Here is a 21,402-nt window from a genome sequence, read left to right on the forward strand (position 1 = left end):
GTTTTCTTCATCATACTGGCAGCGGATCGCGCTGACAAAGTCACCGTTTCATGCCTACCCCCTGCGTTTACTCCCTGCGGGGTAATTTGCATGCAAACTGACTCGCTTCAGCTAAAGGTGAATAAAATCCGCAACTTATCAAAAAACGTGAAAAATCATCTATATACCACGTTAGAGGTATATGAGAGTGTGATTGATTTGCATCAATAAATTGCCCCTCGGGAGAGATAAGGTAAGCCTAGGAAACCCGAATTTTGAGGCAATAATGAGCAGAGTCAAACTTGCCGTCGTCGGCAATGGCATGGTCGGCCACCGGTTCATCGAAGATCTGTTGGATAAAGCAGACAAAGACCAATTCGACATCACCGTATTTTGCGAAGAGCCGCGCATCGCTTACGATCGCGTGCACCTTTCCTCCTACTTCTCGCACCACACCGCCGAAGAGCTGTCGCTGGTGCGCGAAGGCTTTTACGAAAAACACGGCGTGAAGGTGCTGATCGGCGAGCGCGCTATCACCATCAATCGCGACGAGAAGGTCATCCACTCCAACACCGGCCGCACCGTTTATTACGACAAGCTGATCATGGCCACCGGCTCTTACCCGTGGATCCCGCCGATTAAAGGCTCGGATAGCCAGGACTGCTTCGTTTACCGCACCATCGAAGACCTGAACGCCATCGAAGCCTGCGCGCGCCGCAGCAAGCGCGGCGCGGTAGTCGGCGGCGGGCTGCTGGGGCTGGAAGCCGCCGGCGCGCTGAAAAGCCTGGGGGTGGAAACGCACGTGATCGAGTTCGCTCCGGTGCTGATGGCCGAACAGCTCGACCCGATGGGCGGTGACCAGCTGCGCCGCAAGATCGAGCGCATGGGCGTCAAGGTGCACACCGGCAAAAACACCCAGGAGATCGTCAACGGCGGCGGCACGGCGCGCAAAACCCTGCATTTCGCCGACGGCAGCCTGCTGGAGGTGGATTTCATCGTGTTCTCCACCGGCATCCGCGCCCAGGACAAGCTGGCGCGCCAATGCGGGCTGGAGATTGGCCGCCGCGGCGGCATCGCCATCAACGACAGCTGCCAGACGTCTGATCCGGACGTGTACGCCATCGGGGAGTGCGCCGCCTGGCGCGATCGCACCTTCGGCCTGGTGGCGCCGGGTTACAAAATGGCGCAGGTGGCCGCCGATCACCTGCTGGGCCGCGAAAACGGCTTCCAGGGCGCCGACATGAGCGCCAAGTTGAAGCTGCTGGGCGTAGACGTCGGCGGCATCGGCGATGCCCACGGCCGCACCGAGGGCGCCCGCAGCTACGTCTATCTGGATGAAAGCAAAGAAGTCTACAAACGCCTCATCGTCAGCGCCGACAACAAAACCCTGCTCGGCGCGGTGCTGGTGGGCGACACCAGCGATTATGGCAACCTGCTGCAGCTGGCGCTGAACGGCATCGAACTGCCGGAAAACCCGGACGGCCTGATCCTGCCGGCCCATGCGGGCAGCAAACCGGCCATCGGCGTGGATTCGCTGCCGGAAAGCGCGCAGATCTGCTCCTGCTTCGACGTCAGCAAAGGCGACATCATCCAGGCGGTCAACAAAGGCTGCCACACCGTGGCGGCGCTGAAGGCCGAAACCAAGGCCGGCACCGGTTGCGGCGGCTGCATCCCGCTGCTCACCCAGGTACTGAACGCCGAGCTGAGCAAGCAAGGCATCGAGGTCAACCATCACCTGTGCGAACACTTCGCCTATTCGCGCCAGGAGCTGTTCCACCTGATCCGCGTCGAAGGCATCAAGTCGTTCGAGGCGCTGCTGACCAAATACGGCAAAGGCTACGGCTGCGAAGTCTGTAAGCCAACCGTCGGCTCGTTGCTGGCTTCTTGCTGGAACGAGTACATCCTCAAGCCGCAGCATACGCCGCTGCAGGATACCAACGACAACTTCCTCGGCAATATCCAGAAAGACGGCACCTACTCGGTGATCCCGCGCTCCGCCGGCGGCGAAATCACCCCGGACGGCCTGCTGGCCATCGGCCAAATCGCCAAGGAGTACAACCTCTACACCAAAATGACCGGTTCGCAGCGCATCGGCATGTTCGGCGCGCAGAAAGACGACCTGCCGGCCATCTGGAGCAAGCTGCTCGCCGCCGGCTTTGAAACCGGCCACGCATACGCCAAGGCGCTGCGCATGGCGAAAACCTGCGTCGGCAGCACCTGGTGCCGCTATGGCGTCGGCGACAGCGTCGGCTTCGGCGTCACGCTGGAGCACCGTTACAAAGGCATCCGCACCCCGCACAAAATGAAGTTCGGCGTCTCGGGCTGCACCCGTGAATGCGCTGAAGCGCAGGGTAAGGACGTCGGCATCATCGCCACCGAGAACGGCTGGAACCTGTATGTCTGCGGCAACGGCGGCATGAAACCGCGCCACGCCGATCTGCTGGCCGCCGATCTCGATCGCGAGACCCTGGTGCGTTACCTAGACCGCTTCATGATGTTCTATATCCGCACCGCCGATAAGCTGCAGCGCACCTCGGTGTGGCTGGAGAGCCTGGAAGGCGGCATCGATTACCTGCGCAAAGTGATCGTCGACGACAAGCTCGGCATCAACGCGCAGTTGGAAGCCGAGATCGCCCGCCTGCGCGACGCGGTGGTCTGCGAATGGAAAGAGACCGTCGAGCACCCGGAAACGCAGCTGCGCTTCGCCCACTTCATCAACAGCCCGCTGCGCGATCCGAACGTGCAGGTGGTGGCCGAACGCGACCAGCACCGCCCGGCGCGCCCGGACGAGCGCATTCCCGTCACCCTGATCGATACCGAGGAGAGTCACGCATGAGCCAGTGGATTACCGTTTGTCCCGTCGCCGACATTCTGCCCGGCACCGGCGTGTGCGCCCTGATCGGCGATCGGCAGGTGGCGGTGTTCCGCCCCTATGCCGACGAACAGGTGTTCGCCATCAGCAATATCGACCCGTTCGCCCAGGCCAGCGTGCTGTCGCGCGGCCTCATCGCCGAGCATCAGGGCGAATTGTGGGTCGCCAGCCCGCTGAAGAAACAGCGTTTCCGCCTGTACGACGGTCACTGTCTGGAAGATGACAGCCGTTCCGTCGCCAGCTTCACCAGCCGGGTGGTCGACGGCATCGTGCAAGTCGCGGCATAACCTTTCGGGAGGCAACATGTTTACCGATACGATCAACAAATGCGCCGCCAACGCGGCACGCATCGTCCGCCTGGCGAAGGAGAGCCCGCTCGGCTTTTGGATCAGTTCGGCGATGGCGGGCGCCTACGTCGGCCTCGGCATCATCCTGATCTTCACCCTCGGCAACCTGGTCGACCCAAGCATACGGCCGCTGGTGATGGGCGCCACCTTCGGCATCGCGCTGACGCTGGTGATCATCGCCGGTTCCGAGCTGTTCACCGGCCATACGATGTTCCTGACGCTCGGCGTCAAAGCCGGCACCATCCGCCAGAGCCAGATGTGGGCGGTGCTGCCGCAAACCTGGCTCGGCAACCTGCTCGGCTCGGTGCTGGTGGCGCTGATGTATTACTACGGCGGCGGCAGCCTGCTGCCGGTGGATACCAGCCTGGTGCACAGCGCCGCGCTGGCGAAAACCACCGCGCCGGCCGAAGTGCTGTTCTTCAAGGGGGTGCTGTGCAACTGGCTGGTTTGTCTGGCGATTTGGATGGCGATCCGCGTTGAAGGCGCCGCCAGGTTCATCGCCATTTGGTGGTGCCTGCTGGCCTTTATCGCCTCGGGTTACGAACACTCCGTCGCCAACATGACGCTGTTCGCCCTCTCCTGGTTCGGCAACCACAGCGAGGCCTACACCCTCGCCGGCATCGGCCACAACCTGCTGTGGGTGACGCTGGGCAACATCCTGTCCGGCTCGGTGCTGATGGGCCTGGGGTATTGGTACGCCACGCCGCGCGCCGAACGCCCGCAGGCGACGAAAGCCGCCGCACGTCAGACCGCCTGAGTTTTCGGGGGCGCCTTTCGCCCCCACCCTGATGACCCCGAGGAGTGCCGATGGATTACCTGCCGATTTTCTGCCAACTGCAACACAAAGCCTGCCTGCTGGTCGGCGGCGGCGAAATCGCCGAACGCAAAGCGCGCCTGCTGCTGGACGCCGGCGCGGCGCTGACCGTCAACGCCCTGGACTTCACCCCGCAGTTCCGCCAATGGGCGGAAGAAGGCCTGGTGACGCTGGCCGAGGGCGAATTCAGCCCGAGCCTGTTGGCGGAAAAATGGCTGGTGATCGCCGCCACTGACCGGCTGGAGGTCAACGCGCGGGTGTACCAATGCGCCAACCAGCAGCGGGTATTCTGCAACGTGGTCGACGACCCGAAACGCGCCAGCTTTATCATGCCGTCGATTATCGACCGTTCGCCGATCATGGTGGCGGTGTCCTCCGGCGGCAAAGCGCCGGTGTTGGCGCGGCTGCTGCGCGAGAAGCTGGAAGCGATGCTGCCGCAGCACCTCGGCAAGCTGGCCCAGCTGGGCGGCTCGCTGCGGCAGCGGGTAAAACAACGCTTCAGCGGCCTCGGCGCACGCCGTCGCTTCTGGGAACGGTTGTTCGCTCACGATCGGCTGGCGCAATCGCTGGCCAACGGCGACGCCGCGCTGGCCGAACGCCAGCTCGAACAGCTGTTCAGCGAACAGCCGGCAGATCGCGGTGAAGTGGTGCTGGTGGGCGCCGGGCCGGGCGATGCCGGTTTGCTGACGCTGAAAGGGCTGCAACAGATCCAGCAGGCCGACGTGGTGGTTTACGACCGGCTGGTCTCCGAAGAGATCATGGCGCTGGCGCGCCGCGACGCCGAGCGCATCTTCGTCGGCAAACGCGCCGGGCACCACTGCGTGCCGCAGGAACAGATCAACCAAATTCTGCTGCAGCAGGCGCTGCAAGGCAAACGCGTGGTACGGCTGAAGGGCGGCGATCCCTTTATCTTCGGCCGCGGCGGCGAAGAGCTGGAGACGCTGGCGGACGCCAACGTGCCGTTCTCGGTGGTGCCGGGCATTACCGCCGCCTCCGGCTGTTCCGCCTACAGCGGCATCCCGCTCACCCACCGCGACCATGCGCAGAGCGTCCGCCTGGTGACCGGCCACGCCAAGGCCGACGGTGGATTGGACTGGGCGACGCTGGCCGCCGGGCAACAGACGCTGGTGTTCTATATGGGGCTGTCGCAAGCGGCGGAAATCCAGCGCCGTCTGATCGCGAACGGACTGCCGGCCGCCACGCCGGTGGCGCTGGTGGAAAACGGCACCTCTTGCCGCCAGCGGGTGATCGAAGGCGAGCTCCACCAACTGGGCGCCTTGTCCCTGCAGGCCGCCAGCCCCAGCCTGATCATCGTCGGCAGCGTGGTCAGCCTGCGCAGCAAGCTCAATTGGTTCGCCTGCGAGGAATCGCCCGCCAGCCTGGCGCAAATGGCGTAATACCGACGTAAAAAAAGCGGCCTTAGGCCGCTTTTTTTATTTGCGCCGGCGTTACGCCTGCGGCGGTACGAAACCGACGGCCTGGTAGACCTTCGCCAGGGTTTCCTGCGCGCGTGCACGGGCCTTGGCGGCGCCGTCGCGCATGACCTGCTGCAGATAGGCTTCGTCGTTGCGGAAGCGGTGGTAGCGCTCCTGCAGCTCAGCCAGCATGCCGGAGACGGCTTCCGCCACCGCGCCTTTCAGGTGGCCGTACATCTGGCCTTCAAACTCGGCTTCCAACTGCGCAATGCTCTTGCCGGTCACGCCGGCGAGGATATCCAGCAGGTTGGAGACGCCCGCCTTGTTGACCACGTCGTAACGCACGACAGGCGGCTCTTCCGAGTCGGTCATTGCGCGTTTGATCTTCTTGGTCACCGCTTTCGGATCTTCCAGCAGGCCGATCACGTTGTTGCGGTTGTCGTCCGACTTGGACATCTTCTTGGTCGGCTCCTGCAGCGACATCACGCGCGCGCCGGATTTAGGAATAAACGGCTCCGGCACTTTGAACACGTCGCCGTACAGCGCGTTGAAACGCTGGCCCACGTCGCGGCTCAGCTCCAGGTGCTGTTTCTGATCTTCGCCCACCGGCACCTGGTTGGTTTGATACAGCAGGATATCCGCCGCCATCAGCACCGGATAGCTGAACAGCCCGGCGTTGATGTTCTCCGCGTAGCGCGCGGATTTGTCCTTGAACTGCGTCATGCGGCTCAGTTCGCCGAAATAGGTGTAGCAGTTCAGCACCCAGCTCAGCTGCGTGTGCTCAGGCACGTGCGACTGCACGAAGATGGTGCTTTTTTCCGGATCGATGCCGCAGGCCAGGTACAGCGCCAGCGTATCCAGCGTGGCCTTGCGCAGCTTCTCGGCGTCCTGGCGCACGGTGATGGCATGCAGATCGACGATGCAGTAGATGCAGTCGTAGTCGTCCTGCATCTGCACCCACTGACGCAGCGCACCCATGTAGTTGCCGATGGTCAGTTCGCCGGACGGCTGCGCGCCGCTAAATACGATGGGCTTACTCATGTTTAAATTTCCTGATTCTCTAAAGATGACAGCCCAAGAGCGGGCAACAAATCGGCGAAGCGCTCCAACACCCGATCGGGGTGGCTCAGGGCGATCGATTCACCGTAGTTATAACCGTAGGTAAAGCCGACGCTCGGGCAACCGGCGCCCTGGGCGGCTTGAATATCGTTGCGTGAGTCGCCGACGAACAGCAGTTCATGCGCGCGCAGGCCAAGCTTGCCGAGCACCAGGTACAACGGCGCCGGGTGCGGTTTCTTTTCCGTCACGTCGTCGCCGCCGATCACCAGCGAGAAATAGTCGCCAATGCCCAACGATGCCAGCAGCGGCGCCACGAACGGCGTCGGCTTGTTGGTCACCAGCGCCATCGGGTAACCGTGCGCGGCCAGGCGGGCCAGCGTCTCTTGCACCTGTGGGAACAGACGGCTGCCGCTGTCGACGGTCTGCGCGTAGAAATGGTCGAAGCGTTCACGCAGCCGGCTGCACTGCTCCGGCGTGCCTTCCGCCTCCGCCCAACGCAGCGCGCGCTGCACCAGCACGTCGGCGCCGTTGCCGATCCAGGTGCCAACCCGCTCCTCACCCGCTTGCGGCAGGCCCATCTCTTCCAGCGCCATATCGATGGCGGCCGCCAGACCCGGCGCGCTGTCGACCAGCGTGCCGTCCAGATCGAAGGCCAATGCGCGGATCGCGCCGAAATCAGCCATGGGTAACCTTCGCCAGCTCGCTGCGCATTTCGTCAATCACCTTGCGGTAGTCCGGCTGGCCAAAGATGGCGGAACCGGCGACGAACATATCGGCGCCTGCGGCGGCGATTTCGGCGATGTTATCCACTTTCACCCCGCCGTCGACTTCCAGGCGGATATCGCGACCGCTGTCGTCGATCAGTTTGCGTACCTGGCGCAGCTTGTCCAGAGTGCCGTGGATAAACGACTGGCCGCCGAAGCCCGGGTTGACCGACATCAGCAGGATCACGTCAATTTTATCCATCACGTAATCGAGGTAGCTTAGCGGCGTCGCCGGGTTGAATACCAGGCCGGCCTTACAACCGTGCTCTTTGATCAGCTGAATGGTGCGATCGACATGTTCGGAAGCTTCGGGGTGGAAAGAGATATAAGACGCGCCGGCCTTGGCGAAATCTGGCACGATGCGATCTACCGGCTTGACCATCAGATGCACGTCAATCGGCGCGGTAATGCCGTAGTTGCGCAGCGCTTCGCACACCATCGGACCGATGGTCAGATTGGGCACGTAGTGGTTGTCCATGACGTCGAAGTGCACCACGTCGCCGCCTGCGGCCAGCACGTTAGCGGTATCTTCACCTAACCGGGCAAAATCTGCCGACAGAATGGACGGGGCAATCAAAAACTTTTTCATCCGCTTCTCCAAACGTAGGGTCGAGTTGTTATGCGCCGGGGTGCCCCCGGCTTAGCGATACAGCGCCAAAAGCTCGTTCACTTTGCTGCGGCCGAGAATATTGCGGCTGATCGTGCGGCGCGCTTTCACCACATACAGCGCAGCATGCTGGTACCAGTCGCGCGTCAGCTCGGTATCGTGATTGGAGATCAATACCGGTACCTGGCTCTCTACCGAGAGCTGGTGCGCCAGATGCGCCAAACTCTGCTGATCGGCAATGCTGAAGCTGTTGGTGTGGTAAGCGGTGAAATTCGCCGTCGCCGACAGCGGCGCGTAAGGCGGATCGCAATACACCACGGCACCGGCCACGGCCTTCGCCATGGTATCGCGGTAATGCTCGCAGACAAAAGTGGCATTGCGCGATTTTTCGGCAAACCAGTAGAGCTCTTCTTCCGGGAAGTACGGTTTCTTGTAGCGGCCAAACGGCACATTGAACTCGCCGCGCAGGTTATAGCGGCACAGGCCGTTATAGCAGTGACGGTTCAGATACAGGAACAGCAGCGCCCGGCGGTAAGGCTCGGTGCTAGTATTGAACTCTTCTCGCAGCAGGTAAAACTGATCCGAGTTATTGAATTCATCGGCGAAAAGCGTGCGGGCATCGCGCACGAAGTCATCCGTGCGCAGCTTAACGATGTTATACAGGTTGATAAGATCGCTATTGATGTCGGCGAGAATGTAGGCGTCGTAATCCGTATTCAGAAAGACGGATCCCGCACCCACGAAGGGCTCGATTAAGCAGTCTCCCGCCGGCAGATGGCGACGAATCTCATCTACCAGCGGGTATTTTCCACCAGCCCATTTTAAAAAAGCGCGGTTTTTCTTCATGCCGTCAATTAGCTACTTATACAATTCAGAGCGGCGGATTGTACTCTGTTTCAGACAGCACATCAGCGCACAAATTTAAATGATTTATTTTTTAAGATCTTGCTGCACTTGGTGTACAGGTCGGACCCATGGTTTTTTCGCCTGCACATCCGCCGGCAACGAAGCAATGGCGCGCTTCGCTTCTGCAGAAGAAGCATAGTTGCCGCTCACCAGCACGTACCACGGCTTGCCGTCACGCTTGGTGGCGTACACCAGGTAATTCTGCAGCTTCTGCTGTTTGGCGTAGGCGTTCAGCGTATCGGAACGCGAAGCGCTGCTCAGCTGCAAGGTATAGTGGCTGCCCGGCGCAGACTGCACAGAGCTGCCGCTGCTGGCGACCGCTCCCGCTTTCGCGGTGGAAGACGGCTTGGCCGGCGGCGTATACACCGTGGTCGGTGATTTATGCTGCGTTGCGGTCGGTTTGGCGGCGGCAGTTTTCGCCGGCGTTTTATGCTGTTGCGGCGCGGTTCCCTGCACAGGACGCGTCGCTTCGCGCGCTGCGGCGCCGCTCATCACCGTCGCCGGTGCGGTCGGCAACGTCGACGCTGCGCCGGTCATGCCTTGGGTCGCCGCATCCACCTGCCCCTGCTGCTGCGACAACGCATCCGCCATGTTGCCCGGCAAATCGACGCGCTGCTGCGCACCGCCCTGCTGAGGCTGCGTTTGCGCTTCGGTCGGCGTGCCGGAGATCGGCGGAACGCTGACGTTCTGCGGTTGCTGCGGCTGAGTCGCGCTCACGCCGTTGTTATCGTGGGTATCCGTGGTACCGCCCGGCACGCCGTTGTTGGCGGTAGTCAGCGACGAAGAACCGGACAGGTTGATATCGCGGGCTCCGCCGTTTTGCGCGCCGTTCTCCTGAGCCGCTTCATGTTTGGTCGGCGCCTTCAGGGCGGAACCGATGCCGATAATCAGCAGCAGCAGCACCAAAATGCCGATGCCAATCATCAAATGTTGGCGCGAAACGGCGAAGCGCGGCGCGGCGGCCGGCTTGCGCGAGCGCGTAGGGCGACGATCGCTGCTATCAGGTCTGAGATCGTCTTCCGGTTTAAACTCGTCCATCTGAAACCCTCCAACTAGAGGCAAAAGCCCACCACCGTAGACCTACCGTGGCACGGGCAGATTAACCCGATGATGGCAAAGCGACACCCGTCGTGCTCTGCTCACTGTATTAATATAGATGCAAATGGCGGCTAAGCCACTGTTACTTAGTCCGATTTAATTACGCGTCTGCTCAGGCAGGCAGGCGGCGATCGACGCCAACACCAGCTCATGCCCTACGCCGCCGCGCACTTCCGCCGCACCGATCGCGGTCGGCAGCACCAGGCGCAGTTCACCCGCCAGCACTTTCTTGTCGCGCAGCATGTGCGGCAGATAGGATCCCGGCGTCATTTCCTGCGGCCCGCAGACCGGCAAGCCGGCGCGCAGCAGCAGCGTTTTGATGCGTTCGATATCTTCAACGGAGAACTGGCCGAGGCGGTGCGCGGTTTCCGCCGCCATCACCATGCCCGCAGCCACCGCTTCGCCGTGCAGCCATACGCCGTAGCCCATTTCGGCTTCGATGGCGTGGCCGTAAGTATGGCCCAGATTCAGCAAGGCGCGCAGGCCGCTTTCGCGTTCGTCGGCGGCCACCACCTCGGCCTTGAGCTCACAGCAGCGGCGGATACAGTAGGCCAACGCCTGCATATCCAGCGCCATCAGCGCATCGATGTTGTTTTCCAACCAGACGAAGAACTCGCGATCGAGGATGATCCCGTATTTGATGACTTCTGCCAGGCCGGAAGAGAGTTCACGCGTCGGCAAGGTTTTCAGGCAATCCAGATCAACCACCACCGAAGCGGGTTGATAGAAAGCGCCAATCATGTTTTTGCCGAGCGGGTGGTTGACGGCGGTCTTGCCGCCCACGGAAGAGTCCACCTGCGACAACAGCGTGGTGGGAACCTGAATGAAGCGCACGCCGCGTTGGTAGCACGCGGCGGCAAAGCCGGTCAGATCGCCGACAACGCCGCCGCCGAGGGCGATCAGCGTGGTATCGCGCCCGTGCGGTTTTTCCAGCAGCGCCGAAAACACCTGCTCCAACACCGCCAGAGATTTGTACTGCTCACCATCGGGAAGGATCACCTGATCCACCACGACGCCGCCCTGCTCCAGCACCTGCCGGACACGCTCAAGATAAAGCGGCGCCAGGGTCTGGTTGGTGACCAACATCGCTTGCTCACCCGCCTTCAACGGCATAAAAGAAGCCGGATCGTTAAACAATCCGGCGGCGATGGTAATCGGGTAGCTGCGCTCCCCAAGCGTTACAGTAATTCTCTCCATGTCGCGCTCAGTTCTCTGTATGGTGCGGCGGTGGTTGATCCCCGCTGCGGCGGGGAACACAAATCAGTTTTCCGCATTGGCCGACGGCGAACGCGGAAAGCGGCAATCAGTTGCTTTCCAGCATGTTGATGATCTGGTTGGCAACCACTTTAGCGCTCTGATCGTCGGTGCGGATGGTGACATCGGCAATCTCTTCATACAACGGATTGCGCTCTTTCGCCAAGGCTTCCAGCACTTCACGCGGCGGAGAATCGACCTGCAGCAGCGGGCGTTTTTTATCACGCTGGGTACGAGCAAGCTGCTTCTCGATCGTGGTTTCCAGATAGACCACCACACCGCGCGCGGACAGACGGTTGCGCGTTTCACGCGACTTCACCGAACCGCCGCCGGTCGCCAACACAATCCCTTGTTTTTCCGTCAGTTCATTAATGACTTTTTCTTCACGATCGCGGAAACCTTCTTCCCCTTCCACGTCGAATACCCAGCCCACGTCAGCTCCGGTACGTCGCTCAATTTCTTGATCGGAGTCGAAGAACTCCATATTGAGTTGCTGAGCTAACTGACGGCCAATAGTGCTTTTGCCGGCACCCATAGGCCCAACCAGAAAGATATTGCGTTTCTCTGCCATGTTTTTCGGTATTACTAAGACAATTCGTTAATGTTAACCCGCCCCGCCAATCAAATCAGCGGCGGGACCTAAACTGAAACCTCATGAGCGATAGTGCGAGATCAGACGAAAAATTATCTCAACACTCTTGGTAGTTTGGCAACCGAATAAATCGCAATCCACGCCGCGGGAGGGAAACCATATGTTTTTAACGGCGTCTTGACGCTAACAAAAAACCTCGGTGCTCAATTCGGTAACCCTTGTAAGCTAAATCGGCCGCAGCGTCAAACGCAGATCCCCCCAAGGAGATAAAAAAGTGTATCTGCTCATCAACTTTAGGAGATTTGCCGCCCGGCCGACAGGCAGCCGCTTATCCCTTAATCAGAGTCGGCGTAATGAAGATCACCAGCTCGCGTTTTTTCTGTTGTGCGCCGCTTTGTCGGAACAAGCCTCCCAATAACGGCACATCCCCCAACCCCGGCACCTTGTCCGCCGTCTTGCCGCTATGCCGTTGAAAAATACCGCCGAGCACCAGGGTTTCACCGTTTTTCACCGTGATCTGCGTCTTAATCTCCTGTTTATCGATGGTCAGTGCCTCACCCGCCCCGCGGCTGATGGCGCGCCCCGGCATATTTTGGCTGATGTGCAGCGTCAGCGTGATGCGCCCGTCCGGCAACACTTTCGGTGTCACCTCCATGCCCAGCACCGCCTCTTTGAACTCGATGGCAGTCGCACCGCTGGCGCCGCTTGACACTTCGTAAGGGATCTCGGTTCCCTGCTTGATACTGGCGGTTTGCAGGTGCGCCGTCAGCAGGCGTGGACTGGCGATGATCTCCACCTGATTCTCCTGCTCCAGCGCCGTCAGCTCCAGGCTCAGCAAACGCCCGCTGATGCGCGCCAGATGGAAACCGGCGTTCACCGCGCTGCGCTCCAGCGGCAGGTTGACACCGACATTGCCCGGCCGCAACGGCCGCGCCGGCCTGTCGTCGGGCGCCAACCCCCAACGCACGCCAAGCTCACGCAGGCTTTCGCGGTTGATGGTCACGATATGCGCCGCCAGTTGCACCTGCGCCAGCGGCGCGTCCATTTCCGTTATCCGCTTTTTCAACTGCGTCAGGATTGGCGCGGTGTCGCGCAGCAGCAGCGTATTGGTGCGTTTATCCGCCAACACGCTGCCACGCTCGCTCAGCAACGCGCCACGTTGGGCGTTGAGGCTTTCGGCAATTTCCGCCGCATCGCCGTTCTGTAACGTCAAGGTCAGGCTATGCAGCGGTTGCCGCTGCGCCAACGCCTCTCGCTGCTGCCTTTTTTCCTGTGCGTCCGGCTCCGGCGAGATCAGTATCACGTTGCCTTCCCGCGTCATCGCCAGTTTTCCCATGCGCAGGGTCAACGCCAGCGCCTGCGGCCAGGGCACATTCTCCAGCCGCAGCGTCAGGTTGCCGCTCACGCCGGGCGCGGCGATCAGGTTCATCTGCCGATAATCCGCCAACGCCTGCAGGATGACCGTGACCGGCGCATCCTGAAACTCCAGGGAAACCCGCTGCTTATCCTGCGCCTGCGCGGTGCCGAGCGCCAGGCACCACAGCGCCAAGCTCAATCCAGCACATCCTTTCATGGTTTGCCATCCTTGTTGTCCATCATGAGCGAGACGTCGCCCTGGCTCGCCGGGCAATCTGGTTCGGCCGTCAGCGCCGTTAACGTCAGGCTACGCGCCTGCACCTGCGTCACCTGCCAGCGTTCGGCCAGCACCCGTTGCTGTGGCCGCAGGCGCAACCATTGCCCCGCCGGCGTCACCACCCAGCCATAGCGCAGCGTCGGTTGCCCGATGACGCCTTTCAGTCGCCAGCCCGCCGGCGACGCCTCCGTTTGGGCACAAGCAGGCATCGGCAGCGGCGCAAACGGGTCGCGCGGCTCAGCGCACAATGCCCATGGCCATAGCAACCACCACCAACGGCCGGGCCTTTTACTCATTGGGCTGATCCTCGGTGGCATCCTGCAAAACCAACCGCGCCGTCATGCCAAGGGACGGCGTCTCCACGCTCAGTTGCTCAAGGCGTAAATCGGTGGGCAGCGTCTCCAGCAGCGCCAGCAAACCGGCGTAGTCAATGCGCAAGCTCAGCGTTTGCCGCGGCGGTTTTTCCTGCCGCTGCCAGCGCAACAACGCGCCTCCCGCCCGTTGCAGCACGCTCGCCAGATCGCCGGTGGTGGACGGAGGTAGCGCCGCCGAGATAGCGGTTTCCGGTACCTCGTCCAGTTGGCGTTGCACCATGGCGATCTGTTGCAGCAGGCGCTGTTGCCGCTCCGCCGCGCTTTCCCGCTGACGCCATTCGTCTTGCAGCATCCAGCCGCCGCCCAACAGCGCCAACGTGCCGATACCCAACCCTTGCGACAGCAGTAATAGCCAGCCCGGCAAGCTCAGCCAGAGGCGCAGCCCGGATGACAAACGGTTATCCATCACGCCCCCACTGCGCCGCCAGATGAAAGGTGTACAGGCCGTCGTCGCGTTGCGCCACCTCAGCCAAACGCAACCGCGGCAACGCAGGCATCCCCGCCAGCCGCCGTTCGAACTGCGTGATGGCCGCAGGAGAGCGGCTCAATCCACGCAGCCGCAGGCCGTTCACCGCATCACTCTCCATCGCTGTGAGCCACAGCGGTGGAGGAATGCTGGAGGACAATTGCTGCAGCAGCTGAAAATAACGCCGGTTATGTTGGGCGTTGCTCGCCTGCCGTTCGGCGCGGGCGCGCTGCAGCGCCCGCTGCGCCCGCTCTTGCTGTTGCTGACGGGCGAGCAACGTCAGTGCCGCCAGCTCTTCACCCAGCATCGCCAGCCGCGCCTGCCGCTGCGCCTGTTGGTGACGCAACTGGCCGGCGACCAGGAACAGCGCCAGCAGCAGTGCCGTTAGCTGCAACAGCAGCACGCCCAACCAGAAATAGCCGCGTCGCCGCTCGCGGCGTTGTCGCCAGGGCAGAAAGTTGACCTGATACATCAGCGATCCTCCTCGCGCAGCGCCAGGCCACCGGCCAACGCGAACGCCGAAGGATGCGCAGGCAACGGCGGACGCAGCTGCGTGAAGGCGCTGAGCGGCGACCAGGCAAGGCAACCGGCGGGCAAGGCACCCGCCAGCACGCTGCCGGCATAGATCGGCCGATCGTCGCCCGCCGGCATCTGGGCTTGCAGCGCCCGCAGCGCCTGCGCGTCATCGTCGCCCGGCGCCAGACCAAAGGCGAACGCGCCGTCGGCCGGCGCCACCCACAGCCATTCTCGTTCGAGACGGTGCATCAGCCCCGCAGCGGGCGGCACGCCTGCCGCCGTCGCCATCATCCGCAGCGCGCAGGGGGTGATATCGACCGCTTGCGGATGCAGGCCAGCCTGACGCAGACAATGCAGCCACTGCTGCAGCTCCTGCCGCCGCGCGGCGGTCAGCAACAGCGCCGCCTCATCCGCCGGCGCGGTGCGATAGTCGAGCGCCAGCGTCTGGCCGTCGAGCGGAAACTGCTTCACACCGTGGCCGCCGATATAGTCGCTGCGTTCCGGCTCGCGCAACCGCGCGTCCGGCTGCGCCATGCGTTGCTGCAACACGCGCTGCGCCGGCAGGGCAATGCGTAAGGAAATATGTCGCGGCAGTTGGACGCGCCATTGCCGCAGCGCCCGGATAAGAAATTCGGAAGGTTCCAGACAGCCATCGCGTAAAACCGCCTGCGGCAGCGCCTGCTGCCACCAGTGGCGCAACTGCCAGCCGTTGCGGCGCCGTTGGGCCGCCACCGCCCGCACGCAGTCGATTTGTATATCCAGCCCCACCTGCCATGCTTGAGGGAACATGTTTCGCAAGCCTCCATAACATCAGATGATAAAAGAACATATCCATGTCGCAGGCTTGCCTTTATACTACCGCGCGGTTGTTTATAAACTGCCCAAATGACTTAGAAATGGGAAATCTCAGGTGAAGTTCGTAAAGTATTTACTAATCCTTGCAGTATGTTGCATCGTGCTGGGAGCAGCCTCGATTTTCGGCTTGTACAAATATGTCGAGCCGCAGCTGCCCGACGTCGCAACGCTGAAAGATGTGCGGCTGCAGATACCGATGCAGGTCTACAGCGCCGATGGCGAACTGATCGCCCAATACGGCGAGAAACGCCGCATTCCGCTGAAACTGGATCAAATTCCGCCGGTGATGGTGCACGCATTCATCGCCACCGAAGACAGCCGCTTCTATGATCACCATGGCGTCGATCCGGTCGGCATCTTCCGCGCCGCCTCCATCGCGTTGGTCTCCGGCCACGCTTCGCAGGGGGCCAGTACCATTACCCAACAGCTGGCGCGTAACTTCTTCTTAAGCCCGGAACGCACCCTGATGCGTAAAATCAAGGAAGCCTTCCTGGCGGTGCGCATCGAGCAGATGCTCACCAAGGATGAAATCCTTGAGCTGTATCTGAACAAGATCTATCTGGGTTACCGCGCCTACGGCGTGGGCGCCGCCGCGCAGGTCTATTTCGGCAAAGACGTCAGCCAGCTGACCCTGAGCGAAATGGCGACCATCGCCGGCCTGCCGAAAGCGCCATCCACCTTCAACCCGCTCTATTCGCACGATCGCGCCGTTGCCCGTCGCAACGTGGTGCTGTCGCGCATGCTGGACGAACACTACATCACGCAGGCGCAGTACGATCAGGCGCGCTCCGAAGACCTGGTCGCCAATTACCATGCGCCGGAAATCAGCTTCTCCGCGCCGTATCTCTCCGAGATGGTGCGTCAGGAGATGATCAAGCGTTACGGTGAAAACGCCTATACCGATGGTTACAAGGTTTACACCACCGTCACCAAACGGCTGCAGCTGGCGGCGCAGGAGTCGGTACGCAACAACGTGCTGGCCTATGACATGCGCCACGGTTACCGCGGCCCATCCAACGTATTGTGGAAAGTCGGCGAAGCGGCCTGGGATCGCAAACAGATTGTCGATTCGCTGAAAAACCTGCCGAACTACGGCCCGCTGGCGCCGGCGGTGATCACCGCCGCCAACCCGCAGGAAGCGACGGCGATGCTGGCCGACGGCAGCAGTATTGCCCTGCCGATGGCGACCATGCGCTGGGCACGCCCATACCGTTCGGACACTCAGCAGGGCCCAACGCCGAAACGCGTCACCGACGTAGTGCAGGCCGGCCAGCAAGTGTGGGTGCGTAAAGTGAACGAAGCCTGGTGGCTGTCGCAGGTGCCGGACGTCAACTCGGCGCTGGTCTCTATCAACCCGAACGACGGCGCGGTGAAAGCGCTGGTTGGCGGCTTCGACTTTAATCAGAGCAAATTCAACCGCGTCACCCAGGCCCTGCGTCAGGTGGGCTCGAACATCAAACCGTTCCTGTACACCGCCGCGATGGATAAAGGCCTGACGCTGGCCACCATTCTGAATGACTTGCCGATTACCCGTTGGGATGCCGGCGCCGGCACCGACTGGCGGCCGAAGAACTCGCCGCCGACCTACGACGGCCCGATTCGCCTGCGACAGGGGTTGGGGCAATCGAAGAACGTGGTGATGGTGCGCGCGATGCGCGCGATGGGCGTCGACTACGCGGCGGAATATCTGCAGCGCTTCGGCTTCCCGGCGCAGAACATCGTGCATACCGAATCGCTGGCGCTGGGGTCCGCCTCCTTCACCCCGATGCAGCTGGTGCGCGGCTACGCGGTGCTGGCGAACGGCGGTTACCTGGTCGATCCGTACTTCATCACCAAAATTGAAGACGATAACGGCAATACGGTGTTCGAAGCCAAACCGAAAGTGGTGTGCGGCAGCTGTAACCTGCCGGTGATCTACGGCGATACCCACCGTTCGGCGGTGCTGTCCGACGACAACATCGAAAACGTCGCCACCTCGCAGGAAGGCAACAACAGCACGGTGCCGATGCCTCAGCTGGAGCAAGTCACCCCGGCTCAGGTACAGCAGGACGGCGACCAACAGTATGCGCCGCACGTCATCAGCACACAGCTGGCCTTCCTGATCCACGACGCGCTGAACAGCAACATCTTCGGCGAACCGGGTTGGATGGGTACCGCCTGGCGAGCCGGCCGCGATCTGAAACGTCATGATATCGGCGGCAAAACCGGTACCACCAACAGTTCCAAGGACGCCTGGTTCTCCGGCTATGGCCCGGATACCGTGACCTCGGTGTGGATCGGTTTCGACGATCACCGCCGCGACCTGGGCCGTTCGACGGTATCCGGCGCTATCCCGGATCAGATTTCCGGCGGTGAAGGCGGTGCCAAGAGCGCCCAGCCGGCGTGGGACGACTTTATGAAAACCGCGCTGGAAGGCATCCCTGAGCAGAAAGTCACGCCGCCGCCGGGCATCATCAGCGTCACCATCGACAAGAGCAGCGGCAAGCTCTCAGGCGGTGGCGGCGGCAGCCGTTCCGAGTACTTCATCGAAGGAACGCAGCCGACGGACTACCCATCGCGCGATACCGGCACCACGTTGACCGATCCGGGCGGCGAAAGCCACGAGCTGTTCTGATCGAAAAGGGCCAGAGAAATCTGGCCCTTTTTTATTCGGTGTGAAGCGTATCAGCGCGACGCGCGCAAAAATGCCTCGGAAAGGAACAGCGCGCTGACGTTGCGCGCCTCGCGGAAATCCGGTTCCGCCAGCAGCGCCATCATGTTGGCGATCGGCCAGCGCACCTGCGGCAAGGGCTCCGGCTCATCCCCTTCCAGGCTCTGCGGATAGAGATCGTGCGCCAGCACGATATTCATTTTGCTGGAAAAGTAGGACGGCGCCATCGTCAGCTTACTGAGAAAATCAAAGCGTTTCGCGCCGTACCCCACCTCTTCCATCAGCTCGCGGTTGGCCGCCTCCAGCACCCCTTCACCGGGATCGATCAGCCCTTTCGGGAACCCCAGCTCATAGGATTCGGTGCCGACCGCATATTCGCGGATCAGCAGCAGGTCATCGCCAATCACCGGCACGATCATCACCGCTTCGCGATCCGAAGGCCGCATGCGCTCATACACCCGCCGAACACCGTTGCTGAATTCCAAATCGACCGACTCGACGTTAAACAAACGCGAACGCGCGACCGTTTCCACTTTCAGAATTTTAGGTTTTTGCAGGTGTTTATCCATGATTGCCTCAAAGAGGTTACCCAGGCGCGGACGGGGCAACCGAAAAAATGATTGGCGTAACGCACGGCTCGTTGGCGCTCAAACGCTGACCAAATTCGATCCTGATCACATTGTGCGTTAAGGGCAAGCTCCGCCGCAACGCGCATGAACAGTAATTTACTTTCTTTTAACAAGCGTAGCCAGCGGCCGGCGATTTTCCGTACTGATTCAGCAAACAGCGCGCAAGAAAATAGGATAATACCGATATCGACGACAGAGGCCGGTTGCTAGTATCACGCAGGCAAGAATCAGTGATAAAATGGCCTTGCGTCATGAAGGAATGAGATCCAGAGCGAGAATCTGTTTGTTCCCTCATTAGTTCTGGGTGCCTCCTGGCGGTTTACTCCGTATAATATTCAGCTTTTCATCAGGTTGGCGAAATTCACGGGTGTGAGATGGGGATTGCATGAGCACAATAGTGTTGATATTGGCCTTAGTGCTTGTCTGCCTGATTGCCGCCGGCCTGTACCTGTGGTTCAAGGCCCGCAACCCGTCGGCGCTGGCGCACGCATTGCCGTTTATCAAGCCTGCCCACCGCAAGCTGACCGACGAAGAGCGCGCCGCGGTCGAGTTCTATCTCAGTCAGCAAAACAAACTGAGCAACAAACTGTTGCCCGGCGGCGGCGCTACGCTGCCCGCGGCCAAGCTGGCGCTCACCCCGCAAAGCGATAACGTATATCCGGTCACGCACGCCATCACCCGCTACGGGCTGGCCAACGACGATCCCAATAAATGGCGCTATTACCTCGACGCGGAAGAGGTGCATCTGCCGCCGTTTTGGGAACCCTATATCACCGCCGACAACCATGTGGAAGTGATCAGAACCCAGACGCTGCCGCTGGTGATTTCGCTCAACGGGCACTCGCTGAAAGATCACATTCACGACCGGCCGCAGCCGCCGGTGGTGGCCGCCACGCCGACCAAAAACGCGTCCATCCGCAAGGAAGATAGCGAGCATGTCGAGCTGGTCAATATTCGCAAGGAAACGCCGGAAGAGCATGCGCTGAACCGGCCGAACGGCATCCGCGAAGCCGTCATCATCTCCGCCGCACTGCTGCTGCTGTTCTTCAGCCTGATAAGCCCGGTGCTGGTTATCCCCTGGATGATTTTTGTGGCGGTGCTGATGATCGCTTGGGGATGCTGGAACCTGTTCCGCCGTCCGGCGTCGCGTGAGCTGAAAGAGATCCACTGCCTGCGCGGCACGCCGAAGCGCTGGGGCCTGTTCGGCGAGTCCGATCAGGGGCAGATCAGCAACATTTCGCTCGGCATCATCGATCTTATCTACCCACCGCATTGGCAGCCGTACCTGACTCAGGATCTGGGCAAAACCACCGATGTGGACGTCTACCTCAATCGGCAGGTAGTGCGCCAGGGGCGCTTCCTCTCGCTGCATGACGAAGTGAAGAATTTCCCGCTGCAGCAGTGGGGCCGCAACGCGGTGCTGGTCGCCAGCTCGGCGCTGGTACTGCTGTTGCTGTTGATCTATATCCCGCTCAACCTGCCGCTGACCCTCAGCATGGCCTGGCTGCAGGGTGCGCAAAAAGTGGAAGTGACCAGCGTGCAGGCCCTGGAAGCCACGCCGCTGCGCATCGGCGACACGCTGAAAGTGCGCGGCAGCGGCATGTGCTATGTGCCGCCGCCGGCCAACGGTGGCGGCACCGTCAATTTTGCGCCGTTCGACTGCTCCGGCATCTATTGGAACAACGCCGCCCCGCTGCCGCAGCCGGAATCGGAAGTCATAGACAAAGCGACGGCCCTGCTGGCCACGGTCAACAGCCAGCTGCATCCGAGCGGCGCCGATCAGAAGGTCAACCCGCAGCTGGCCAGCGCCATCGAGAAATCCGGCATGATCCTGTTGGATGACTTCTCTGATATCGTTTTGAAAACTCAGGATTTATGTCAGGCAGAAAACGACTGCGTGCGGTTAAAAAACGCCTTGGTCAACCTGGGCAACGCCAAAAACTGGAGCGGCCTGATGAAACGCGCCAGGTCCGGCGCGCTGCAAGGCGTCAACGTTCTGCTGCGCCCGGTGAGCGCCGAGTCGCTGGAAAGCCTGACCAAAGTGGCCACGTCATCGTTCATCTTCAATGAAACGCGCCTGGCCGCCGCGGCGCTCAACAGCCCGCCACCGGGCGGTTTCCTGATCCGCAGCGACGAAGGCCGCCAACTGGTCAGCCACCCGCAATCCTCGGTGCCGCAAAGCGAATACAACGCCCTCGACCAGTGGAATGAGCTGCAGCGCCTTTCCACTCTGCTGTTGCATACCCCGTTCCAGGCCCAGGGGGTGATCACCAGCCTCAGCGTCGATGCCAACGGCACCCGCCACGTGGCGCTGCACAGCGAACCGGACATGATCACCCTGTGGCGCTACCTCGGCACCAGCCTGCTGTTGCTGGCGGTGGTCGTCAGCCTGGGCTATAACGCCTGGCGGCTGGTGCAGCGTCGGCGCATCAATCAACACCGCGTCGCCGATATCCAGCGTTACTACGACAGCTGCTTCAACCCGCAGCTCAATCCGATGTCGATGCGGCCGATGCCCTGAACCTGACGCCGGGGCCTCCGCCCTGTCATCTGCTTATGCTACGCTAACGCT

19 protein-coding genes are annotated in these 21,402 nt (G+C 61.4%); 6 read left to right on the forward strand and 13 right to left on the reverse strand.

Features of this window, described 5'->3' with window-relative positions:
* Positions 1–265: 265 nt before the first annotated feature.
* The 4 genes from nirB to cysG are packed head-to-tail and all read left to right on the forward strand — an operon-like array spanning position 266 to position 5,409.
* A complete protein-coding gene (gene nirB, locus ACOWVD_RS21520) occupies positions 266–2,815 on the forward strand; it encodes a nitrite reductase large subunit NirB (protein ID WP_015379292.1) in 2,550 nt (849 codons plus the stop codon).
* Positions 2,812–3,138, forward strand: coding sequence for a nitrite reductase small subunit NirD (gene nirD, locus ACOWVD_RS21525; protein WP_015379293.1), 327 nt, complete (start codon positions 2,812–2,814; stop codon positions 3,136–3,138). The genes nirB and nirD overlap by 4 nt, the downstream gene beginning before the upstream one ends.
* Before the next feature lie 16 nt (positions 3,139–3,154).
* On the forward strand, positions 3,155–3,955 hold the full coding sequence (gene nirC, locus ACOWVD_RS21530; RefSeq protein ID WP_049240518.1) for a nitrite transporter NirC: 801 nt from the start codon (positions 3,155–3,157) through the stop codon (positions 3,953–3,955).
* Between the two features lie 50 nt (positions 3,956–4,005).
* Positions 4,006–5,409, forward strand: coding sequence for a siroheme synthase CysG (cysG, locus tag ACOWVD_RS21535; RefSeq protein WP_085058887.1), 1,404 nt, complete (start codon positions 4,006–4,008; stop codon positions 5,407–5,409).
* A 51-nt stretch (positions 5,410–5,460) separates the two neighbouring features.
* Here the strand turns inward: cysG and trpS are convergent, their stop codons facing one another.
* The 12 genes from trpS to pilM all read right to left on the reverse strand — a co-directional run bounded on the left by trpS (position 5,461) and on the right by pilM (position 15,485).
* On the reverse strand, positions 5,461–6,468 hold the full coding sequence (trpS, locus tag ACOWVD_RS21540) for a tryptophan--tRNA ligase (protein ID WP_004930324.1): 1,008 nt from the start codon (positions 6,466–6,468) through the stop codon (positions 5,461–5,463).
* 2 nt (positions 6,469–6,470) lie between these two features.
* Positions 6,471–7,169, reverse strand: a complete 699-nt coding sequence (locus ACOWVD_RS21545; protein ID WP_021504769.1) for a phosphoglycolate phosphatase — start codon at positions 7,167–7,169, stop codon at positions 6,471–6,473.
* Entirely contained in the window at positions 7,162–7,839 is a 678-nt protein-coding gene (gene rpe / locus ACOWVD_RS21550) for a ribulose-phosphate 3-epimerase (RefSeq protein WP_004930320.1), read from the reverse strand. Before rpe ends, ACOWVD_RS21545 begins: the two co-directional genes overlap by 8 nt.
* Before the next feature lie 51 nt (positions 7,840–7,890).
* A complete protein-coding gene (gene dam, locus ACOWVD_RS21555; RefSeq protein ID WP_004930319.1) occupies positions 7,891–8,703 on the reverse strand; it encodes an adenine-specific DNA-methyltransferase in 813 nt (270 codons plus the stop codon).
* An 84-nt stretch (positions 8,704–8,787) separates the two neighbouring features.
* The gene (locus ACOWVD_RS21560) at positions 8,788–9,801 is read right to left on the reverse strand and encodes an SPOR domain-containing protein (RefSeq protein WP_021504768.1); all 1,014 of its coding nucleotides are present in this window, start codon (positions 9,799–9,801) and stop codon (positions 8,788–8,790) included.
* A gap of 156 nt (positions 9,802–9,957) precedes the next feature.
* On the reverse strand, positions 9,958–11,058 hold the full coding sequence (aroB, locus tag ACOWVD_RS21565) for a 3-dehydroquinate synthase (protein WP_048326338.1): 1,101 nt from the start codon (positions 11,056–11,058) through the stop codon (positions 9,958–9,960).
* A 106-nt stretch (positions 11,059–11,164) separates the two neighbouring features.
* Positions 11,165–11,686: a shikimate kinase AroK gene (aroK, locus tag ACOWVD_RS21570; RefSeq protein ID WP_004391482.1), complete on the reverse strand. Its 522-nt coding sequence runs from the start codon at positions 11,684–11,686 to the stop codon at positions 11,165–11,167.
* Positions 11,687–12,035: 349 nt separating this feature from the next.
* Positions 12,036–13,280, reverse strand: coding sequence for a DNA uptake porin HofQ (hofQ, locus tag ACOWVD_RS21575; RefSeq protein WP_075201882.1), 1,245 nt, complete (start codon positions 13,278–13,280; stop codon positions 12,036–12,038).
* Entirely contained in the window at positions 13,277–13,636 is a 360-nt protein-coding gene (locus ACOWVD_RS21580) for a HofP DNA utilization family protein (RefSeq protein ID WP_033645613.1), read from the reverse strand. The genes hofQ and ACOWVD_RS21580 overlap by 4 nt, the downstream gene beginning before the upstream one ends.
* Positions 13,629–14,120 carry a hypothetical protein gene (locus ACOWVD_RS21585; protein WP_421105775.1) on the reverse strand — a complete coding sequence of 164 codons (492 nt, stop codon included), beginning with the start codon at positions 14,118–14,120 and terminating at the stop codon, positions 13,629–13,631. The genes ACOWVD_RS21580 and ACOWVD_RS21585 overlap by 8 nt, the downstream gene beginning before the upstream one ends.
* Positions 14,113–14,652, reverse strand: coding sequence for a PilN domain-containing protein (locus tag ACOWVD_RS21590; protein WP_033631913.1), 540 nt, complete (start codon positions 14,650–14,652; stop codon positions 14,113–14,115). Before ACOWVD_RS21590 ends, ACOWVD_RS21585 begins: the two co-directional genes overlap by 8 nt.
* Positions 14,652–15,485, reverse strand: a complete 834-nt coding sequence (gene pilM / locus ACOWVD_RS21595; RefSeq protein WP_033631912.1) for a pilus assembly protein PilM — start codon at positions 15,483–15,485, stop codon at positions 14,652–14,654. Before pilM ends, ACOWVD_RS21590 begins: the two co-directional genes overlap by 1 nt.
* Before the next feature lie 121 nt (positions 15,486–15,606).
* On the opposite strand from pilM, the gene mrcA reads away from it, so the two are divergent.
* Entirely contained in the window at positions 15,607–18,165 is a 2,559-nt protein-coding gene (gene mrcA, locus ACOWVD_RS21600; RefSeq protein WP_031300057.1) for a peptidoglycan glycosyltransferase/peptidoglycan DD-transpeptidase MrcA, read from the forward strand.
* 50 nt (positions 18,166–18,215) lie between these two features.
* On the opposite strand, the gene nudE is transcribed toward mrcA, so the two are convergent.
* A complete protein-coding gene (nudE, locus tag ACOWVD_RS21605; RefSeq protein ID WP_015379304.1) occupies positions 18,216–18,770 on the reverse strand; it encodes an ADP compounds hydrolase NudE in 555 nt (184 codons plus the stop codon).
* Positions 18,771–19,215: 445 nt separating this feature from the next.
* Here nudE and ACOWVD_RS21610 point away from each other — a divergent pair, with 445 nt between their 5' ends.
* Positions 19,216–21,351, forward strand: a complete 2,136-nt coding sequence (locus tag ACOWVD_RS21610; protein WP_421105776.1) for an intracellular growth attenuator family protein — start codon at positions 19,216–19,218, stop codon at positions 21,349–21,351.
* Positions 21,352–21,402 lie beyond the last annotated feature (51 nt).

It is taken from the genome of Serratia sp. SA088, assembly GCF_049065515.1.
GTDB lineage: Bacteria > Pseudomonadota > Gammaproteobacteria > Enterobacterales > Enterobacteriaceae > Serratia > Serratia nematodiphila.